9 protein-coding genes are annotated in these 14868 nt (G+C 72.5%); 2 read left to right on the top strand and 7 right to left on the bottom strand.

Annotation, left to right across the window (positions count from 1 at the left end; translation table 11 throughout):
- Nucleotides 1–96: 96 nt before the first annotated feature.
- From ABZ464_RS04260 to ABZ464_RS04270, 3 genes are read right to left on the bottom strand one after another with little or no spacing between them, the layout of a single operon-like run.
- Nucleotides 97–2013, bottom strand: a complete 1917-nt coding sequence (locus tag ABZ464_RS04260) for an ABC transporter permease subunit (protein ID WP_359270699.1) — start codon at nucleotides 2011–2013, stop codon at nucleotides 97–99.
- Between the two features lie 5 nt (nucleotides 2014–2018).
- On the bottom strand, nucleotides 2019–3527 hold the full coding sequence (locus tag ABZ464_RS04265; RefSeq protein ID WP_359270701.1) for an ABC transporter substrate-binding protein: 1509 nt from the start codon (nucleotides 3525–3527) through the stop codon (nucleotides 2019–2021).
- Between the two features lie 14 nt (nucleotides 3528–3541).
- Nucleotides 3542–4087 (bottom strand): GNAT family N-acetyltransferase, encoded by a 546-nt coding sequence (locus ABZ464_RS04270; RefSeq protein ID WP_359270704.1) that lies wholly within the window; start codon nucleotides 4085–4087, stop codon nucleotides 3542–3544.
- A gap of 163 nt (nucleotides 4088–4250) precedes the next feature.
- On the opposite strand from ABZ464_RS04270, the gene ABZ464_RS04275 reads away from it, so the two are divergent.
- Together ABZ464_RS04275 and ABZ464_RS04280 are read left to right on the top strand one after the other, a co-directional pair.
- Complete coding sequence (locus tag ABZ464_RS04275) at nucleotides 4251–5198, top strand: ArsA-related P-loop ATPase (protein WP_359270707.1); 948 nt, start codon at nucleotides 4251–4253, stop codon at nucleotides 5196–5198.
- A gap of 62 nt (nucleotides 5199–5260) precedes the next feature.
- The gene (locus tag ABZ464_RS04280) at nucleotides 5261–5653 is read left to right on the top strand and encodes an SCO5389 family protein (RefSeq protein WP_359270710.1); all 393 of its coding nucleotides are present in this window, start codon (nucleotides 5261–5263) and stop codon (nucleotides 5651–5653) included.
- 82 nt (nucleotides 5654–5735) lie between these two features.
- Here the strand turns inward: ABZ464_RS04280 and ABZ464_RS04285 are convergent, their stop codons facing one another.
- Genes ABZ464_RS04285 through ABZ464_RS04300 form a run of 4 tightly spaced genes read right to left on the bottom strand, consistent with a single transcriptional unit; the run spans nucleotide 5736 to nucleotide 14793 of the window.
- The gene (locus tag ABZ464_RS04285) at nucleotides 5736–6824 is read right to left on the bottom strand and encodes a DNA helicase (RefSeq protein ID WP_359270713.1); all 1089 of its coding nucleotides are present in this window, start codon (nucleotides 6822–6824) and stop codon (nucleotides 5736–5738) included.
- A complete protein-coding gene (locus tag ABZ464_RS04290) occupies nucleotides 6821–8668 on the bottom strand; it encodes a DUF1998 domain-containing protein (RefSeq protein WP_359270715.1) in 1848 nt (615 codons plus the stop codon). The genes ABZ464_RS04285 and ABZ464_RS04290 overlap by 4 nt, the downstream gene beginning before the upstream one ends.
- Nucleotides 8665–11790: a helicase-related protein gene (locus ABZ464_RS04295; RefSeq protein ID WP_359270718.1), complete on the bottom strand. Its 3126-nt coding sequence runs from the start codon at nucleotides 11788–11790 to the stop codon at nucleotides 8665–8667. Before ABZ464_RS04295 ends, ABZ464_RS04290 begins: the two co-directional genes overlap by 4 nt.
- 48 nt (nucleotides 11791–11838) lie before the next feature.
- Nucleotides 11839–14793, bottom strand: coding sequence for a sigma-70 family RNA polymerase sigma factor (locus tag ABZ464_RS04300; protein ID WP_359270720.1), 2955 nt, complete (start codon nucleotides 14791–14793; stop codon nucleotides 11839–11841).
- Between the last annotated feature and the right edge of the window lie 75 nt (nucleotides 14794–14868).

Genomic DNA, 14868 nt, shown 5'->3' on the forward strand with positions numbered 1-14868 from the left:
GTGGGTCACCATCACCACCGTCTGGCCCAGTTCCCGCACGGAGTTGCGCAGGAAGCCCAGCACCTCGGGGGGGGAGAGGGGGGAGCCGGCGGCGGTTCATCGGACCCCTCCGACGCGTATGCGCTCACGGCCCGTTGCGGTGACCGCGAGGGCGCCCAGCAGGGCGAGGACGGCGGCGGGGGCGAGAACGGCCCAGGGTGCGCGTTCGGCATAGGGCTGGTTCTCGGCGAGCAGCAACCCCCACTCCGGGGACGGTGGTTGGGCACCGAGCCCGAGGAAGCCGAGCGAGGCGAGCGCGAGCGCGACCCCGGGCAGCCGCAGCAGGGCGTGCCGGACCACCGGCGGCAGCACGGCGGGCAGGAGCGCCCTCCGCAGCAGATACCCGCGTCCGGCGCCGAGCGCACGGGTGGCGGCCAGATGCAGGGTGGCCCGCTCCTGCCGCAGCAGCGCGGAGGTGTGCGCGGCGAGCGGCGCCCACGCCACGGCGGTCACCGCGACCACGGGAGTGGCGTCCCCACCGCCCCACAACGCGGTGACGAGCAGGGCCGCCACCACGGGCGGCACGGCGTTGACGGTGTCCACGAGCGGCCCCGACAGCCGGGGCACCAGCCCGAGCAGCACACCGACGACGAGGGCCGGCACACTCACGGCGAGGGCGAGGAGGAGGGTGTCGAGAGCGCCGTGGGCGACCCGGGCCAGCATGTCCCTGCCGAGGGCGTCGGTGCCGAAGGGGTGGATGGGGGTGGGGGGTTGGAGACGGGTGGTGGTGTCGACGGCGAGCGGGTCGCGGGGGAGGCCGAGGGCGAGGACGACGAGCAGCAGGAGGGCGTAGGCGACGGGAGGACTGTATGCAATGGGCGGGATCCTGCGGGCGGTCGACGGTCGGCAGTGGCGTGTATGCGATGTCCGGTGGAGTGCATGCGATAGCCGGTCGAGTGCGTGCGGTCGCCGGTGGAATGTATGCGGCAGCCGGTCGAGTGCGTGCGGTCGCCGGTGGTGTGTATGCGATGACTGGTCGACCGTGTGCGATGGCCGGTCGAATGTATGCAGTGGCCGGTGGAGTGTATGCAGCGCTCCGTCGCGCAGGGCGGTGCCGACGAGCCGCCCCCCTGCCAGGCGGGCCACCGCCGTGGTGACGGCGGCGAGCGCGACGAGGGCGAGCGTGCCGGCCTGCAGGACGGGGAGGTCCTGGGCGAGGGCGGCCTGGAGGGTGGTGCGGCCCAGGCCGGGGATGTCGAAGATCTGTTCCACGGCGACCGCCCCTCCGGTCAGCCCCACGGCGAACAGCCCGAGGTTGGGCAGCAGTTCGGGCAGACAGCGGCGCAGCGCGTGGCGGGCGACGGTGCGGCCGGGCAGTCCGCGGGCGAGGGCGGCCGGGGCCCACGGTTCGGCGAAGGCGGCGGGCAGTCGGTCGTGGAGGAGGCGGCCGAGGACGGCGCCGGCGGGCAGGCCGAGGGCGAGCGCGGGCAGGACGGTCCACTGCGGCCCGTACCAGCCGAGGGCGGGCAGCCAGCCGAGCCGTACGCCGACGACGGTGGCGAGGACGGACGCGATGAGGAACTCGGGCAGCGCGGCGAGTACGGCGGAGACCGAGCCGCCCGGGGTCCGTCCGTGCAGTCGGCGTCGGGCGCCGAGGTACAGGGTGCGGGCGCACACCCCGGCGGCCGTGCAGCAGGCGACGGCGAGGGCCACCGTCATCAGCAGCAGGGATGCGCCCAGGGCCTGGGTGACGGCGGGGGCGACCTCGGCGCCGGAGATCCAGGAACGTCCGGCGTCCCCGCGCGGCAGCCCGCCGAGCCACCGCCGGAGAAGCACCAACGGGCCTTCGTCCAGACCGAGTTGGGAGCGGACGGCGGCCAGGGTCTCGGGGTCGGGGTCGCGGTCGGCGGAGCGGGCCTTGAGGACGGTGAGCGCCGGGTCGGTGTGCGAGAGCCAGGGCAGCAGCCCGATCCCGCACACCAGGGCCGCCGCCAGTCCGGCACGCCACAGCAGTGCGCCCACCCGGATTCGCATGCGGTTCAGCGCCGGGTGCCGGTGCCGACCAGGGTGCGCTCGTACGGGTCGAGGAGCACCCCGCCGACGGTGTCCGCGACCCCGGTGATGACGCGCTGGTGGACGAGGGGGACGACGGCGTCGGTGCCGAGGATCACGGCCTCGGCGGCCAGTGCGGCGTCCTGCCGCTCGCCGGTGTCGGCGACCGCCTGCGCCCGCTCCACTGCCTGGTCGACGTCCTTGTCGCACAGCAGCGCCAGGTTGTAGCCGCCGTCGCAGGTGAAGTCACCGGCGAGCAGGGAGACCGGGTCGCCGGTGTCGAGGAGGCTGTTGCGGGCGCCGACGAAGGCGTCGAACTTCCCGGCCAGCGCGTCGCTCTCCAGGCGCGCGTACTCGCGCACCTCCAGCTTCACGGTGAACCCCGCCTTCTCCAGCTGCTGCTTCAACACCTGTGCGACTTCCGGGAGTTCGGGACGGTTGTCGTAGGTGGCGAGGGTGATCGAGGCGCCGTCGGGCTGCCCGGCCTTCGCCCGCCCGACCGGTGCGACGCGCTTGGCCTCGGCCCAGGTGACGGCGGGGCCGTAGAGGCCGGCGCCGGGGTCGGCGTGGCCCTCGTATACGCCGTCGGCGAGCGCTCCGGTGTCGACGGCGGCGCGGGCGGCGGCCCGCAGTGCGGGGTCCTTGAAGACGCCCGACTCCGTGTTGAGGTGGAGGCTCGTGGTGCGGGTGGTGGAGGTCTCCCGGCGGCTGTCGGCGTCGAGAACGGCGGCCTGGGAGACGGGTATCGCCTCGGCGAGGTCGATCCGGCCGGTGCGCAGGGCGTTGGCGCGGGCGGTGCCGTCGGCGATGAACCGGGCGTCGATGCCGGCGGCCTGGGCGCGGCCGCCCCAGTAGTCGTCGAACCGGTCGAGGGTGGCGGCCGTGGTGCCGGTGACCTCGGTGAGGGCGAAGGGCCCGGTGGCGGTGCCGACCGGGTCGACGGCGTCCTTGTCCTCGTACGCCTTCGGAGCGAGTACGGCGAGTGCGGGACTGGCCAGTCGCAGTGGCAGCACGGGGTCGGGTGCGGTCGTGGTGATCCGTACACCCGTCGTGCCCTGTGCCCGGGCCGTGAGGGTGACGCCGGACAGGGCGGCCGGGGCGGGCGCGGCGCGGCCGGCGCGGGTGAGGGCTGTGACGACGGCGGCCGGGGTGACCTCCGTGCCGTCCTGGAAGACGGCCTCACGCAGGGTGAACAGCCAGGTCCGGTCGGACTCGCGGCGCCAGGACGAGCCGAGGGCGGGTGCGGCGGCGCCGTTGGCGTCGAGGGCGGTCAGGCCCTCGGTCACGCCGAGGCGGCTGAGGATCGTGGCGTCGGCGCCGTACGGGGAGAGGTTCTCGGCGGGCGGGAAGGCGAGGGCGACGCGCAGCCGCGTTCCGTCCTTGCCGTCGGCCGCCTCTCCGGCATCGCCGGTGGAGGCGAAACAGCCGGTGAGCAGCGGGGCGAGGAAGAACGCGGCGAGGAGGCGGGGGCTTCGGGGGCGGCGGGGAGAGCGCATGGGGGAAGGACGACCTAGGGGGTGAGGGAGGGCAGGGGGACCTCGAAGTGGACGATCCGCTGGCCGCCGCCGGGGTCCTCGCGTTCGTCGTGCACGACCTCGCCGAGCGACCGCCAGAAGCCCTCGGCTCCCTCGACGGCCGGGTCGGTGTGCAGATAGACGGAGCGGTATCCGCCGTCGGCGGCGGCGAAGGCGAGGAGTTCCGTGACGAGCCGGCGGGCGAGACCGCGCCGCCGGTGTTCGGGGCGTACGTACACCCGGCGCAACTGCGCGCTCTCCCCGGACGGGAAGCGTGCGGCGACCCGTCTCGGGTTCGGCGGATGGGCGGGCCCGCGGGAGTCGAGCGCGGCGGTGCCCACGACGTCGCCGCCGACGCCGTCCAGCGCCACCAGCAGGGTGTGGCGGACCGGGGTGAGATACGCGGCGGCCGGGTCGATGATGTCGCCGTGCCAGCGGGGGACGTATCCGGTGCCGAAGTCGCGGTAGACGGTGTCGAGCATGACGGCACGGGCACCGTCGAGGTCGTCACGGCCAGCGGGCCTTATGCAGTATTCACGCACCTGCACATCATATGCATTAAGCCGCTCGGTAACGATCACCCGCGACCCTCCTATGCGCTCGACCCCGCCCGGCCCCACTCCGGCCCTCCCGACTTGACAGTGATCACGATCGAGCCCTAAATCTAGCCACATGACATTCATTTTCAAAACGGCGGGCCGGTAGATGCGCGTCGCGTTCGTCGGCAAGGGCGGCAGCGGCAAGACCACCCTGTCGGCGCTGTTCGCCCGCGAACTGGCCCGCTCGGGCGCCCCCGTCCTGGCCGTCGACGGCGACATCAACCAGCACCTGGCCGAGGCGCTCGACCCCGACGCCGGCCCGTTCACCGCCGCGCCCCTGGCCGCGCACCTGGGCGAGATCAAGGACCTCCTGCGCGGCGCCAACCCGCGGATCGCCTCCCGCGAGGCGATGGTCAAGACCACCCCGCCGGGCAGGGGCTCACGGCTGCTGCGCCTGCTGGGCGACGACGAGTTGCACGCACGCCACGTCCAACGCATCGGCGGCGTCCCGCTGATGGTCACCGGCGCGTTCGACGAGAGCGATCTGGGAGTGGCCTGCTACCACTCCAAGCTCGGCGCCGTCGAGCTCTACCTCGGGCATCTGGTCGACGGCCCCGGCGAGTACGTGGTCGTCGACATGACCGCGGGCGCCGACGCCTTCGCCTCCGGCCTGTTCACCCGCTTCGACATGACGTTCCTGGTGGCCGAACCCACCCGCAGGGGCGTCTCCGTCTACCGCCAGTACCGCGACCACGCCGCCGAGTTCGGCATCCCGCTCGCCGTGGTCGGCAACAAGGTGACCGGCGAGGACGACCTGTTGTTCCTCAAGGAGCAGGTGGGCGACGACCTCCTCACCCACCTGGCCATCTCCCCCTGGGTCCGCTCCGCCGAACGCGGCACGCCCCAGGGCGAGTTGGAGGCGCACAACCGCCACGCACTCGCCGTCCTGCGTGAGACGGTCGACGCCCGCCCCAAGGACTGGCCGACCCTCCACCGCCACGCCGTCGCGTTCCACCTGCGCAACGCACGTGCCTGGGCGGACGCGGCGACGGGCCAGGACCTGGCGGCCCAGGTGGACCCGGAGTTCGTCCCCGGCCCCGCCTCCCTCGCCTGACCACCCCAGCGGCTTCCCTTTTCCCAGTTTGTCCCCTCCCCCACTACAGAAACAGGACACCCATGTCTCTCGACGTCTCCCCGAAGCTCCTCGCCGAGGCCGAAGCCGGTGACATCCGCGAGGCGGACTTCGTGGAAACCGTCCGCACCTCCCTCCCATACGCCTACGACCTCATCGAATCCCTCTCCGTCCGGCTCCACGCCGGTATCACCGAGTTCACCGACAACCAGACCCCGCCGCCCTCCGAGCAGGAGCGCGGCCAGTTGCTGCGCGCCCTGGCCAGCGACGCCATCCGCGGCAGCCTGGAGCGCCACTTCGGCGTCGCCCTCGCCTTCCAGAACTGCCACCGCGTGGCCGCGTTCCGGCCGGAGGCCCGGGCCGGACAGACGTACACCCGGTTCACCTCGACCCGGGCGCAGGTGCTGAACCAGTCGGCGGAGCTGCGGGACTGCTGACCGGCCACCCGTCGACGACGGTCCGTCTGCCCGGGAACAGCGGCGCCGGGCAGACGGGCCCCTTCGGCCTCCTGGCACAGGGTCAGCCTCGCAGCAGTGCGGCAGGTCCCACCTGGGCCAGCAGCGACGGCTCAGTGTCCCCTTCGTAGCAGAGATGCAGTTCGCGCCGGGCGCGGGTGGCCATGACGTAGTACTCCATGCGCAGTGCGCCCGACGTGGGATCGGTGGCCGCGTCGGCGTGCGTGTCGGGAACTACGACGGTGTCGAAGCCCAGACCCTTGGCGCTTCTGCGGTGAACCAGGACGACGCCGGGGCGGTCCAGGTCCAGTCGGCGGTAGCGGCTTCCCCGCGGGGCCTCGGAGGTGTACAGCTGAGGCTTCAGCCTGGGTGCCCTGTTCTGGAGTGTGCCGAGCAGCGAGAACTGAGCGCTCTTGGATCTCGTGATCACCCCGATGGTGTCTTGCGGATGCTGCTGGGCCAGCAGTGCCACCAGGTCGGCGACGCCACGCTCAGGAAAGCGGTGCAGCCGTGGTGGCGGACCCTCCCGTTCCGGCATCGGAGGAAGGCCCGGCCCCGTATGGAAGTGTGCCGCGAAGGAAGCGATCTGCAACGTGTTGCGGTGATTGCCGTCGAGTTCGTGACGGGCGCAGTGTCCCAGGCGCTCGGCGATCTCCGCGAGGGTGGAGTTGGTGTCGGTGAGACGCTGGCACTCGTCCGCGTACACCGTGGTGCGGGCTCCGAGCAGTCGGCACAGGCGGTAGAACTCCGGGGGGAGGTCCTGCCCTTCGTCCACGACCAGGGTGAGTCCCGGCGGAGGGCCGGTCTCGGCGGCCCGCTCGTACAGGGCGGGCCAGTCGAACCAGCCGTCCTCGGTACTGGGCGGCCGCCCGCCGTACCACTCGGTGAGCCAGGCGTGCACGGTCCGCACCCGGACGCTGCGGTCCGCGGGTCCCAGGGTGTGCACGGCGCCGGCGAGAGACTGGTGCAGCAGGTTGGAGTAGGTCAACAGGACCACCGGCGTTCCCGTCAGGGCGAGCATGACGGCCCGCTGGGCGGCCAACAGGCTCTTCCCGCTCCCCGGCGGGCCGCTGATCAGGTGATTGCCGTCGAAGGGCAGCCCGTCCAGGCAGGAGCGCTGTTCCTGGGTGAGGTCGAGATAGGTGACCGTCACATCTCCTCCACGGCGCCGGCGGCCGCGGCGCGGGCCGCGGCGACGATGGATTCCAGGTAACCGGGCACGTTGTCGCCGCCGATCACGAGAGCGCGGTCCAGGAGGGTGTTGCCGGTCTCGCAGCTGGTTTCGGGGAGCAGCGCGCAGGCGTGGCAGGCCGCGCGGTTGAGGTTGCCGAATCCCTGGCCGGTGTGTTCGGCGCAGAGCGGGTCGGCAGAGCACCAGGCGGCGGCCTCCGTCATGCGCAGCAGCGTCTCCGCCAGCTGCGGCGGCTCGCCCTGCCGGACGAGGCCTCCGAGGGTGCCTTCGGCGTCGCCGGCGGCCGTGTAGACGAGGATTCCGTACTGGTCCTGCTCGGGGCGTGCATAGATCCGTTCCCGCAGACTCGCCGTCGTGTACCCGGACTCGAAGGAGAGCTGGCGGATCAGCAGATGCGCCAGGGTGTGCAGGAGCACGAAACGAGGCCCGAGCTCCGGTCCGGTCAACGCTTCCAGCCGGTCCTTCTGGAAGGAGCGGTCGAGATCGGCCCGCATGCCGGCAACGTGGCGACCGACCCTCATGTCGCCTTCCCACGCCGCGAGTTCCTCCCGGTCGAGGGTGAGGAAGATCCCCTCGCCGAAGACCTCCACGGCCGGCAGCCATCTCAGGCGCCGTGCGGTGTCGGCGGGGACGGCGGTGGCATCCGGGGAGACGCGGGTGAAGCCCGACAGGGCGCGTACCTCGCGCAGCCGGTCGGCGAGGACGATCCTGCCGAAGCGGCGGCCGAGGCCGGCCCAGGGCTCCGCGGTCTCCCCGGCGAGGCCGAGCGTGGTCTCACGCAGCGCGAAGTCACGGGTGGCCGGAGGTGTCGGTGCCATGAAGGCGTCCCATTCCTCTCGGCTCAGATCGGGCCGGGCCGGGGTCTCGGATCCGGAGGAGGAAGTCGCGGGGGTCTGCCCCGTCTCCTCGGCGACGAGTGCGTCGAGGAGTTCGTCGTCGGCGCCGGTGTCCTCCTGGATCATCGTACGGAAGACCTCCGCGCGAGGTGTCCCGGTCACCCGGCACAAGGACACCCACAGGTCGTGCCCGCGCACGCGTGCGGCCAGGGCGTCGTCCGTCAGGAGCGGTACGTCCGTCTCGGGGATGTCGAGCGCCGAGTGCACGATGGGGTAGTACAGGTTCCCCGCCGTGCGCTGTACGACCTGTACAGGCTTCACGCACTCCACGGCCTCACTCGCCCGCTGCCACGGATTGCGCCCCGAGCAGCGCATTCCGTGCGTGCCGAGGATGTCGAGCAGGTCCCGGGCGGCTCCGCAGTCCTTGGCGGCGCAGGCGACGGAGAGTGCTTCGAGGCCTGAGGCACGCTCGGAGACCAGGAAGCGCAGCTTCTCCCGTTCGCCGCACTGTCGCCGCTGAGCGGCCTCGCGCCGCGAATGGGCCCAGAACCACCAGTCGACGTCACTGAGATGCCCGGCCGCGCAGATCTGCACGAACCGCATGGGGGCGAGGGTGCGGGCCGGCGAGCACGACGGACAACGCGGCGGCTGCCCCGGCTTCTCGTCCGCGATGCGCCACCGCTTCATACGCCGGCAGGCGCCGCAGAAGAGCCACGACGGGAAGCGGATGTACGGCGCTCCGGGGGCGTCCGGCGTGTCGAAGCGGTCGTTGGCCGTCGCGGGCGCGGCGTAGAAGCCGGTTACGCCGAGCCGGGAGGCCAGCCGTGGTGACTCGACCCGCTGCTTGCCCCGGCCCGGCCAGTCTCCGATGCCGGTGGCGACGAACGATTCGCCCTGGATGTCGAAGACCGCTCCGACCCCGAACGGCAGCACCGTCTGAGACTGTCGTACCCGTAGCGTGCGGCTCACAGGTCGGCTCCCTTCACCATCACCTGGCATTCCCTGTCGACGTTGCGCATGGAGTTCGGCGTCTCCCACAGGCCGTACTTCTGCTCGAAACTCTTGATGAGGTTGGACTGGCCCTTGCCCTGACTGCGGTAGTACAGCTCCCGGCCCTCCTTACGGGCTTCGCGTGCGGCGTCCTCCCAGTCGGCGAGGAGATCGGCGAGTTCCTTCCGCACGGCGTCGCCGACTGCGGGTTCGCATGTCTCGGCGTGCACCGCCAGGTGCTCCGCGAGGGCCTGCACTTCGGGCATCCGGTGGAGCACCTCCCCCGCCCGGTTCTCCGCGGCGAGGCCGAGCCGGTGCCGGACGAGGATGACGAGGGCCGCGTGCAACGCTCGGCGGCGCGAGGGCACCGACCAGGGAGTGACACTGGTCGGCTCGACGTGGCGGTAGAGCGAGCGGTGGTACACGTCGAACGCCTCGTAGTGCGAACGGTCCCGGGGACGCGTCGCGTTGAAGAAGGTGACGACGAGGCCGGGGACGGAGTGACGGCCGACCCTGCTGGTGGCCTGGATGTACTCGGCCGTCGTCTTCGGCTGGCCCTGCATGAGCATCAGCGCGAGCCGCTTCACGTCGACGCCGACGGACAGCATGTTGGTGCACGGCAGGAAGGAGACGGACTCCGGGTGGTCCCATCGCCTCTCCAGCCGGTCGAGGAGCACCGGCTGTTCGGCCCGTGGCAGGTTGCTGGTCAGTTCCTGCACCTGGTGGTCCGGCAACTCCCGTGTACCTGCTCCGGATTCGAGGCCGGCGAGCTGAGCGGGAATGTCGTCGGCCGCGGCGGTCACGGTGCGCCCCAGCTCGCGGAGGCTGTGGTGGTAGGCGACGAGCGTCCAGTAGGCGTCCCGGTGTTCCTCGGGCAGTTCCCACGCACCCTGCAGCAGAGCCGCGGCGACGGCGACGGCGGCACGACCGGCCGTGTGTCCCTGAGCCATGACGCCCAGGTAGCGGCGTCCGGGGCGGGAGGTGTCGGGTTCGGCGAAGTAGGAGTGGCGGGCGTCGATCCCGGCGGGCGGAAAGAGCTGTGCCCGAGCGCCGTACAGGGCCCGGATCTGTTCTCCGGAGCGGCGGATCGTCGCCGTCGACGCCACGACCTTGGGTCCGATGCCGTCGGGCGTGGTGCACAGTCCGAGCACGGCGGACTCGTACATGCCCACGGTGGTGCCGAGGGGGCCGGTCAGCAGGTGCAGCTCGTCCTGGATGACGAGCGACGGTGGCAGGTGCGGGCCTCCGCTGCCGAACAGTCGTCCGGCGCGGGGCTCCCACGCCAGCCGGGCGAACTTGTCCACGGTGCCGAGGACGAAGGTGGGCGGGCGATCGTAAAGGTGCTCGTCCACCACGGCGACGGGAAGCTCGTCGTGGAAGGCGCACTCGTCGCGTGGGCAGAAGAAGGCGAACGAGTCCGCGCCGACCCGTACTCCGTAGTCCCGGATGTCGGGCGACTTGTGGGAGGGCAGGACGCGGGTGCCGCACCACGGGCAACGGTCCAGGATGAACACGTCCTCCGGGCGCGCGGCGGCGCGCACGTCGTCGAAGGCCGCGCGGGCCTTCTCGTACGTGTTCGGGGTGGTGGTCTCGCCCACCCACAGGCCGATCGAGAACGGCTCCTCGCCGTAGGTGGCGGGATCGGCGCGGCGGAGGGTCTCCAGGGCGCACACGGTGGTGGCCGCGCGCTGGAACTGCTGGGTGGTGAGGAGGCTGAGGGTGTAGCGGCTCAGGACGGCCGTGCCTCCCCCGTCGGGTTCGCGTCTGCGCAGGACCATGGTGAAGGCGGCGAGCAGGAGGTACGCCTCGGTCTTGCCTCCGCCGGTCGGGAACCAGATGAGGTCGGTGACGGTCCGGTCCCGGTGCCGTGCGTCGACCACCCCGTCCAGGGCGAGCAGGAAGAAGGCCAGCTGGAAGGGGCGCCAGACAGCTTCCGGGGCCGGCCCCGGATCCAGGGGTACGGCGTCACGGCGGGACCGGCGGGTGCCCGCCAGGTCGGGGGCGGAGTGACGCATCTGGAGAGCCATGGCACGGTTGGCCGTGCGGAAGGCGCGCAGCAGTTCAGGGCGGGACGGGTCGCACAGGGTGCGGACGCCGGACTCGATGCGGGTGACGGCGGCACCGATGCGGTCGAGGACGCGGTCGGCCGCCTCCCGGCCCCAGTCGGGGATGTCCGCGTTCAGCTGCCCGACGTACCAGGCACGATAGTCTGCGGCGAACTCCCATAGTTCTTCACGGAGTTGGTCGGCCGTGACAGCGGGATCGGCGAGGTGTGCGAGGTCGAGCACCGGGGAGCCGCTGAGGCCGGCGGCGCGTACGCCGGTGACCTCGGCTTCGGGCATGACGGCCGTCCGCAGCCCCGTCACCCGCTTCCCTGTGGCGTCGTACCGCTCCTCGACCGCGCAGCCGTGGCCCACGGCGTGGGTGCGCACGTGCCGGTACTGAAGGCGCAGTTCCTGCTCCTCCGGGTCCCGGCTGGCCAGCCGGACGCTCGGATACTGGAGCACCCGGCCGTCCACGGCACGGGCCTCCAGCTCCACCTGGAACAGCATCCGGTCCCATTGGGCGGCCCGGCCCAGGGCCGGTTCGTGGTGCGCGGCGTTGACCAGCGCCACGGTGACGAGTTGTCCGGTGCCGAACGCGCGGCGGCGAACGCGGAGCTCGGCGCGCCCGTCGAGGACGGTGACCTGGCTGCGGTCGGGACCGAGCGTATGCGTCTCGGCGGGGAGGGGGACGCGCTGCCAGCTCCGGCCCCGTTCGCTGGTGCCGGCGCGCGTCTCGTAGCGGGCGCCCGCGCAGCGGATCTCCACGGTGGTGGCGTCGGTGTAGAAGCTGAGGCCGAGCGAGGAGGGCAGCCAGGAGTTGGACTCCGGGACCGGGTCGCCGGCGGGGGCGGTGTCCTCGGCGGCGCGTTCCGTGCCGGCCCCCTCCGGGTCCTCTGCCGCGAGGTACAACTGCCTTTGCAGATCCGCCTCTTGGGGATAGAGGGTGCCCATCAGATACTCCCGGTCGGGCGGGGCTTCGAGCGTCTCGTCTTCGCCCAGGGCCGGACCTACGAGTCGGCGGTGGAGATGGGCGACGAGTTCCTGTCTGGGATCCATGGTGTTCCTCGAGAAGTACGGGCAGGAGGGTGCGACGGCTCCATGCGGTCAGGAGCGGCGCCAGCGGTCCCGGAACGACGCACGGCCGGCGGCGGCTTCCTGCTCGGCGGCGAGCTGTTCCTGTAGTTCGGTGATGCGGGCCCGGGCGTCGTGCTCGGCCTGGGCGAGTCGCTGCGCAGCCCACTGTTCGGCCGCCTGCACCTGTGCTGCCGCTTCCTGGCGGGCCGCGCCGAGGTCACGGTCGCGTCGACTCAGCTCGGCTCCAGCCAGCCGCAGCCGCTCCTCAAGTTCCTCGATGCGTGCTTCGGTCTCCTCGCGGTAGCGGCGCAACCGCCGGTCACCCTCGTATCCACGCTGCTCGGCGCGGGCCGCCCTCTGCTCGGTCTCGCCCGCCCGCCGCTCGATCTCGGCGGCCCGCTCCTCGGCGAGGGTCGCGCGCCGGTCCGCCTCCACCGCCCGCTGGTCCGCTTCGGCCGCCCGCTGCTCTGCCTGGTCGGCGCGCAGACGTGCCACAGCCACCTGCTGCTCGTCGCGGGAGGCGCGCCGGGTGGCGGACAGCGTCTCCTGCGCAGCGCGCTCCGCTCGCTCGGCCGTGACACGCTGCGCCTCTCGGTGTTCCTCCCTGAGCTGCGCGAGCCGCTCCTCGGCCTGTCCGCGCAAGTGCCGCTGCCGGCGCAGCAACGCGGTGTCCACGCGGCGCAGGAGCGTCTCTTCGAGGGTGTCGAGCTGTCGCTCGGTCTCCGCCTCCGCAGTGGCGACCCGGTCGTCGGCCGCCTGCCGCTCCTCGGTCAACCGCTCCTGGTGCTCCTGCCGCATGCGCGCGATCTGCGCCTCGTACGCGTGGCGCAGATCGGCGAGAGGGCGGTCGGCTGCGGCGCTGTGTTGCGCGGATTGCTTCTCGTCCTCGGAGGGCGGGACGCGATCGAGCACCGGGGCCTGTCGCACGGGCACGTCGTCCGAGGGACTCGGAGAGCTGCCGTTCGCGTTCGCGGGCTCCTCCGCCGTCACGGTTGACGGCTCCGCGGCCTTCTTCCGCCGCTCCATCGCGGCGGCGAACTCGCGCAGGGCGTCGCGTACGGCGATGCGCGACTCGGTGTTCACCAGCGGCCGCCTGGCCAGATACGTTCGCGGGGTCACGCCGACCAGCGCCTCGGTCCGCCGCTCGAAGAAGTCCTCCGGTCTCAGACCGGCCTCCTTCACGCTGTCGAAGACACGCTGCAGCACTTCCAGGGCTGCGAGTACCTGCTGGTCCGGCGCCTGCCCCTCCCGCGCCGCGCGCACCACGTCCGCCGCGGCGGACGGCCCGAGCAGCACCGAGAGCTGGGAATGCCCCAGCGCCAGCAGCGCGTACCCGGCGAGCCAGTCGATCGCTCCGTCGAACGTCGCCGACATGCGTACGGCCTTGTCCCAGTCCGCCGTGTACTGCACCGGCTGAGGCGCGTCGGACGCCGCGCTCGGCTCGTCGCTCCGCGGGGCAGCCTCGGGGAGGGAAGCCTCACTCGAAGACCCCGCAGGAGCCGAAGACGTGGTCGGCGCCGAGGGCGTAGGAGTCGAAGGCGTGGCGTGCGCCGAAGCGGCCGACTCCGCGAGCGGATCGGGCGCATCCCGTCCCCCGCTCTCCTCCGCAGCTCCGGTCTCCTCCTCCGCCGCCTCGGTCTCCTCCTCGGTGCCCGGCAACGGCTCCTCAAACGGCGGCGACGGCTCCTCGGGCGGCGGCGAGGGCTCCTCGTCCAGCGTGAGCGGGGGCAGCGCATCGGGCTGCGCCTGCGGCTTCTCGTCCCGCCGCGGATCCCCGACGGCAGCGGCACCAGCAGCCGACCGCTCGCCTCGAGCACGCCGGTTCGCCGACCGGCCTTCTCCTCCGTCCACGCCGGCTTCCCGTCCGTCCCCGTCCCCGTCCGCTCCGGGGATCCCCGCCCTGCGCAGTCGCTCCCGGAACGCCGGGAGCGCCTTGCCCTCCACCTGACGGATACGCTCCCGGGTCACCCCGAACTCCCGCCCCAGCTCGTCGAGCGTCGAGGGTTCGTCCCCGTCGAGGCCGAGACGCCGGACGAGGACGCGGGCGTCGCGCTCGGAGAACGTGTCCACGACGGCCATCACGGCCTCCAGCACGAGGGTGTTCAGCACACCGTGTTCCACCGACGGCAGGGCCTTGGCCTCGCCCACGAAGTCACCGAGCGTCGCGCCGTCCCCGATGACCCGGTCGAGGGAGTCGGTGCGCCGGCTCAGCTTCCGGATCTCCTCCACCTTCTGCACGCTCATGTCGCAGTGCACCGCCACGTCCACGGCCCGCGCGGCGCGCCCCTGTGCGGCCAGGGTGCGCTCGGCGGCGGCCACCTTGCGCATCTGTTCGTGCATGTGGACGGGGACCCGGATGAGGGCGCCCTCGTCCGCGATGGCCCGGGTGACCGACTGACGCACCCACCAGGTCGCGTACGTCGAAAACTTGTTCCCCATGCTGGGGTCGAACTTCCGCGCGGCCCTCAAGAGACCCAGCACACCGTGCTGGAACAGATCCTCGTAGTCCAGCCCCTGTTCCAGATAGCCGCGGACCAGGGAATGCACCAGGCGCTGGTTGTGCAGGACGAGACAGTCCCGGGCCCTGATCCGGAGGTCGTCGCGCGGCAGAGCCACCAGCTCCGCCTCCTCGGGCTCGCGCGTCACACGGTCGGCGCCGCCACGGAGCAGGACCGCCAGACCGACCTCCGCTTCCGCGGCGAGAATGCGGTTCTCGGGCCGCCGCTGAACGCGGTCCACGCCGAGGACGGACAACGCGGCCGCCACGGCTCCCGCATACGCACCGGCGTCCGGTCCGGGCCCCGCCTCCGCATCCTCCGGGTCGCTCGCGGCCCCGCCGCCGGGCACGGGCGGGGCCACCGAAGGTGCGGGAGTGTCCGCCCGGCCGTCCACGGCCTTCACCTTCGCGCCCTCGCGCAGTTCGGCCGCCTCCCGCGCGTTCAGCCCGGCCAGCCTGATCACGCCGTCCAGGGCCGGCGAGGCCACATATCCCTCAGCGTCCGCGTAACGCGTCAAGAGCGCCCGAACCTGCCCGACCCGTGCCGACACATTTTCTTCACG

The sequence above is a fragment of the Streptomyces sp. NPDC005820 genome (assembly GCF_040630255.1).
Classification (GTDB): Bacteria; Actinomycetota; Actinomycetes; order Streptomycetales; family Streptomycetaceae; genus Streptomyces.

What these genes read in the sequence shown, in the direction of transcription:
- ABZ464_RS04260 (WP_359270699.1), bottom strand. Translation starts at nt 2,013, where the DNA reads ATGCGAATCCGGGTGGGCGCACTGCTGTGGCGTGCCGGACTGGCGGCG.
- ABZ464_RS04265 (WP_359270701.1), bottom strand. Translation starts at nt 3,527, where the DNA reads ATGCGCTCTCCCCGCCGCCCCCGAAGCCCCCGCCTCCTCGCCGCGTTC.
- ABZ464_RS04275 (WP_359270707.1), top strand. Translation starts at nt 4,251, where the DNA reads ATGCGCGTCGCGTTCGTCGGCAAGGGCGGCAGCGGCAAGACCACCCTG.
- ABZ464_RS04280 (WP_359270710.1), top strand. Translation starts at nt 5,261, where the DNA reads ATGTCTCTCGACGTCTCCCCGAAGCTCCTCGCCGAGGCCGAAGCCGGT.
- ABZ464_RS04295 (WP_359270718.1), bottom strand. Translation starts at nt 11,790, where the DNA reads ATGGATCCCAGACAGGAACTCGTCGCCCATCTCCACCGCCGACTCGTA.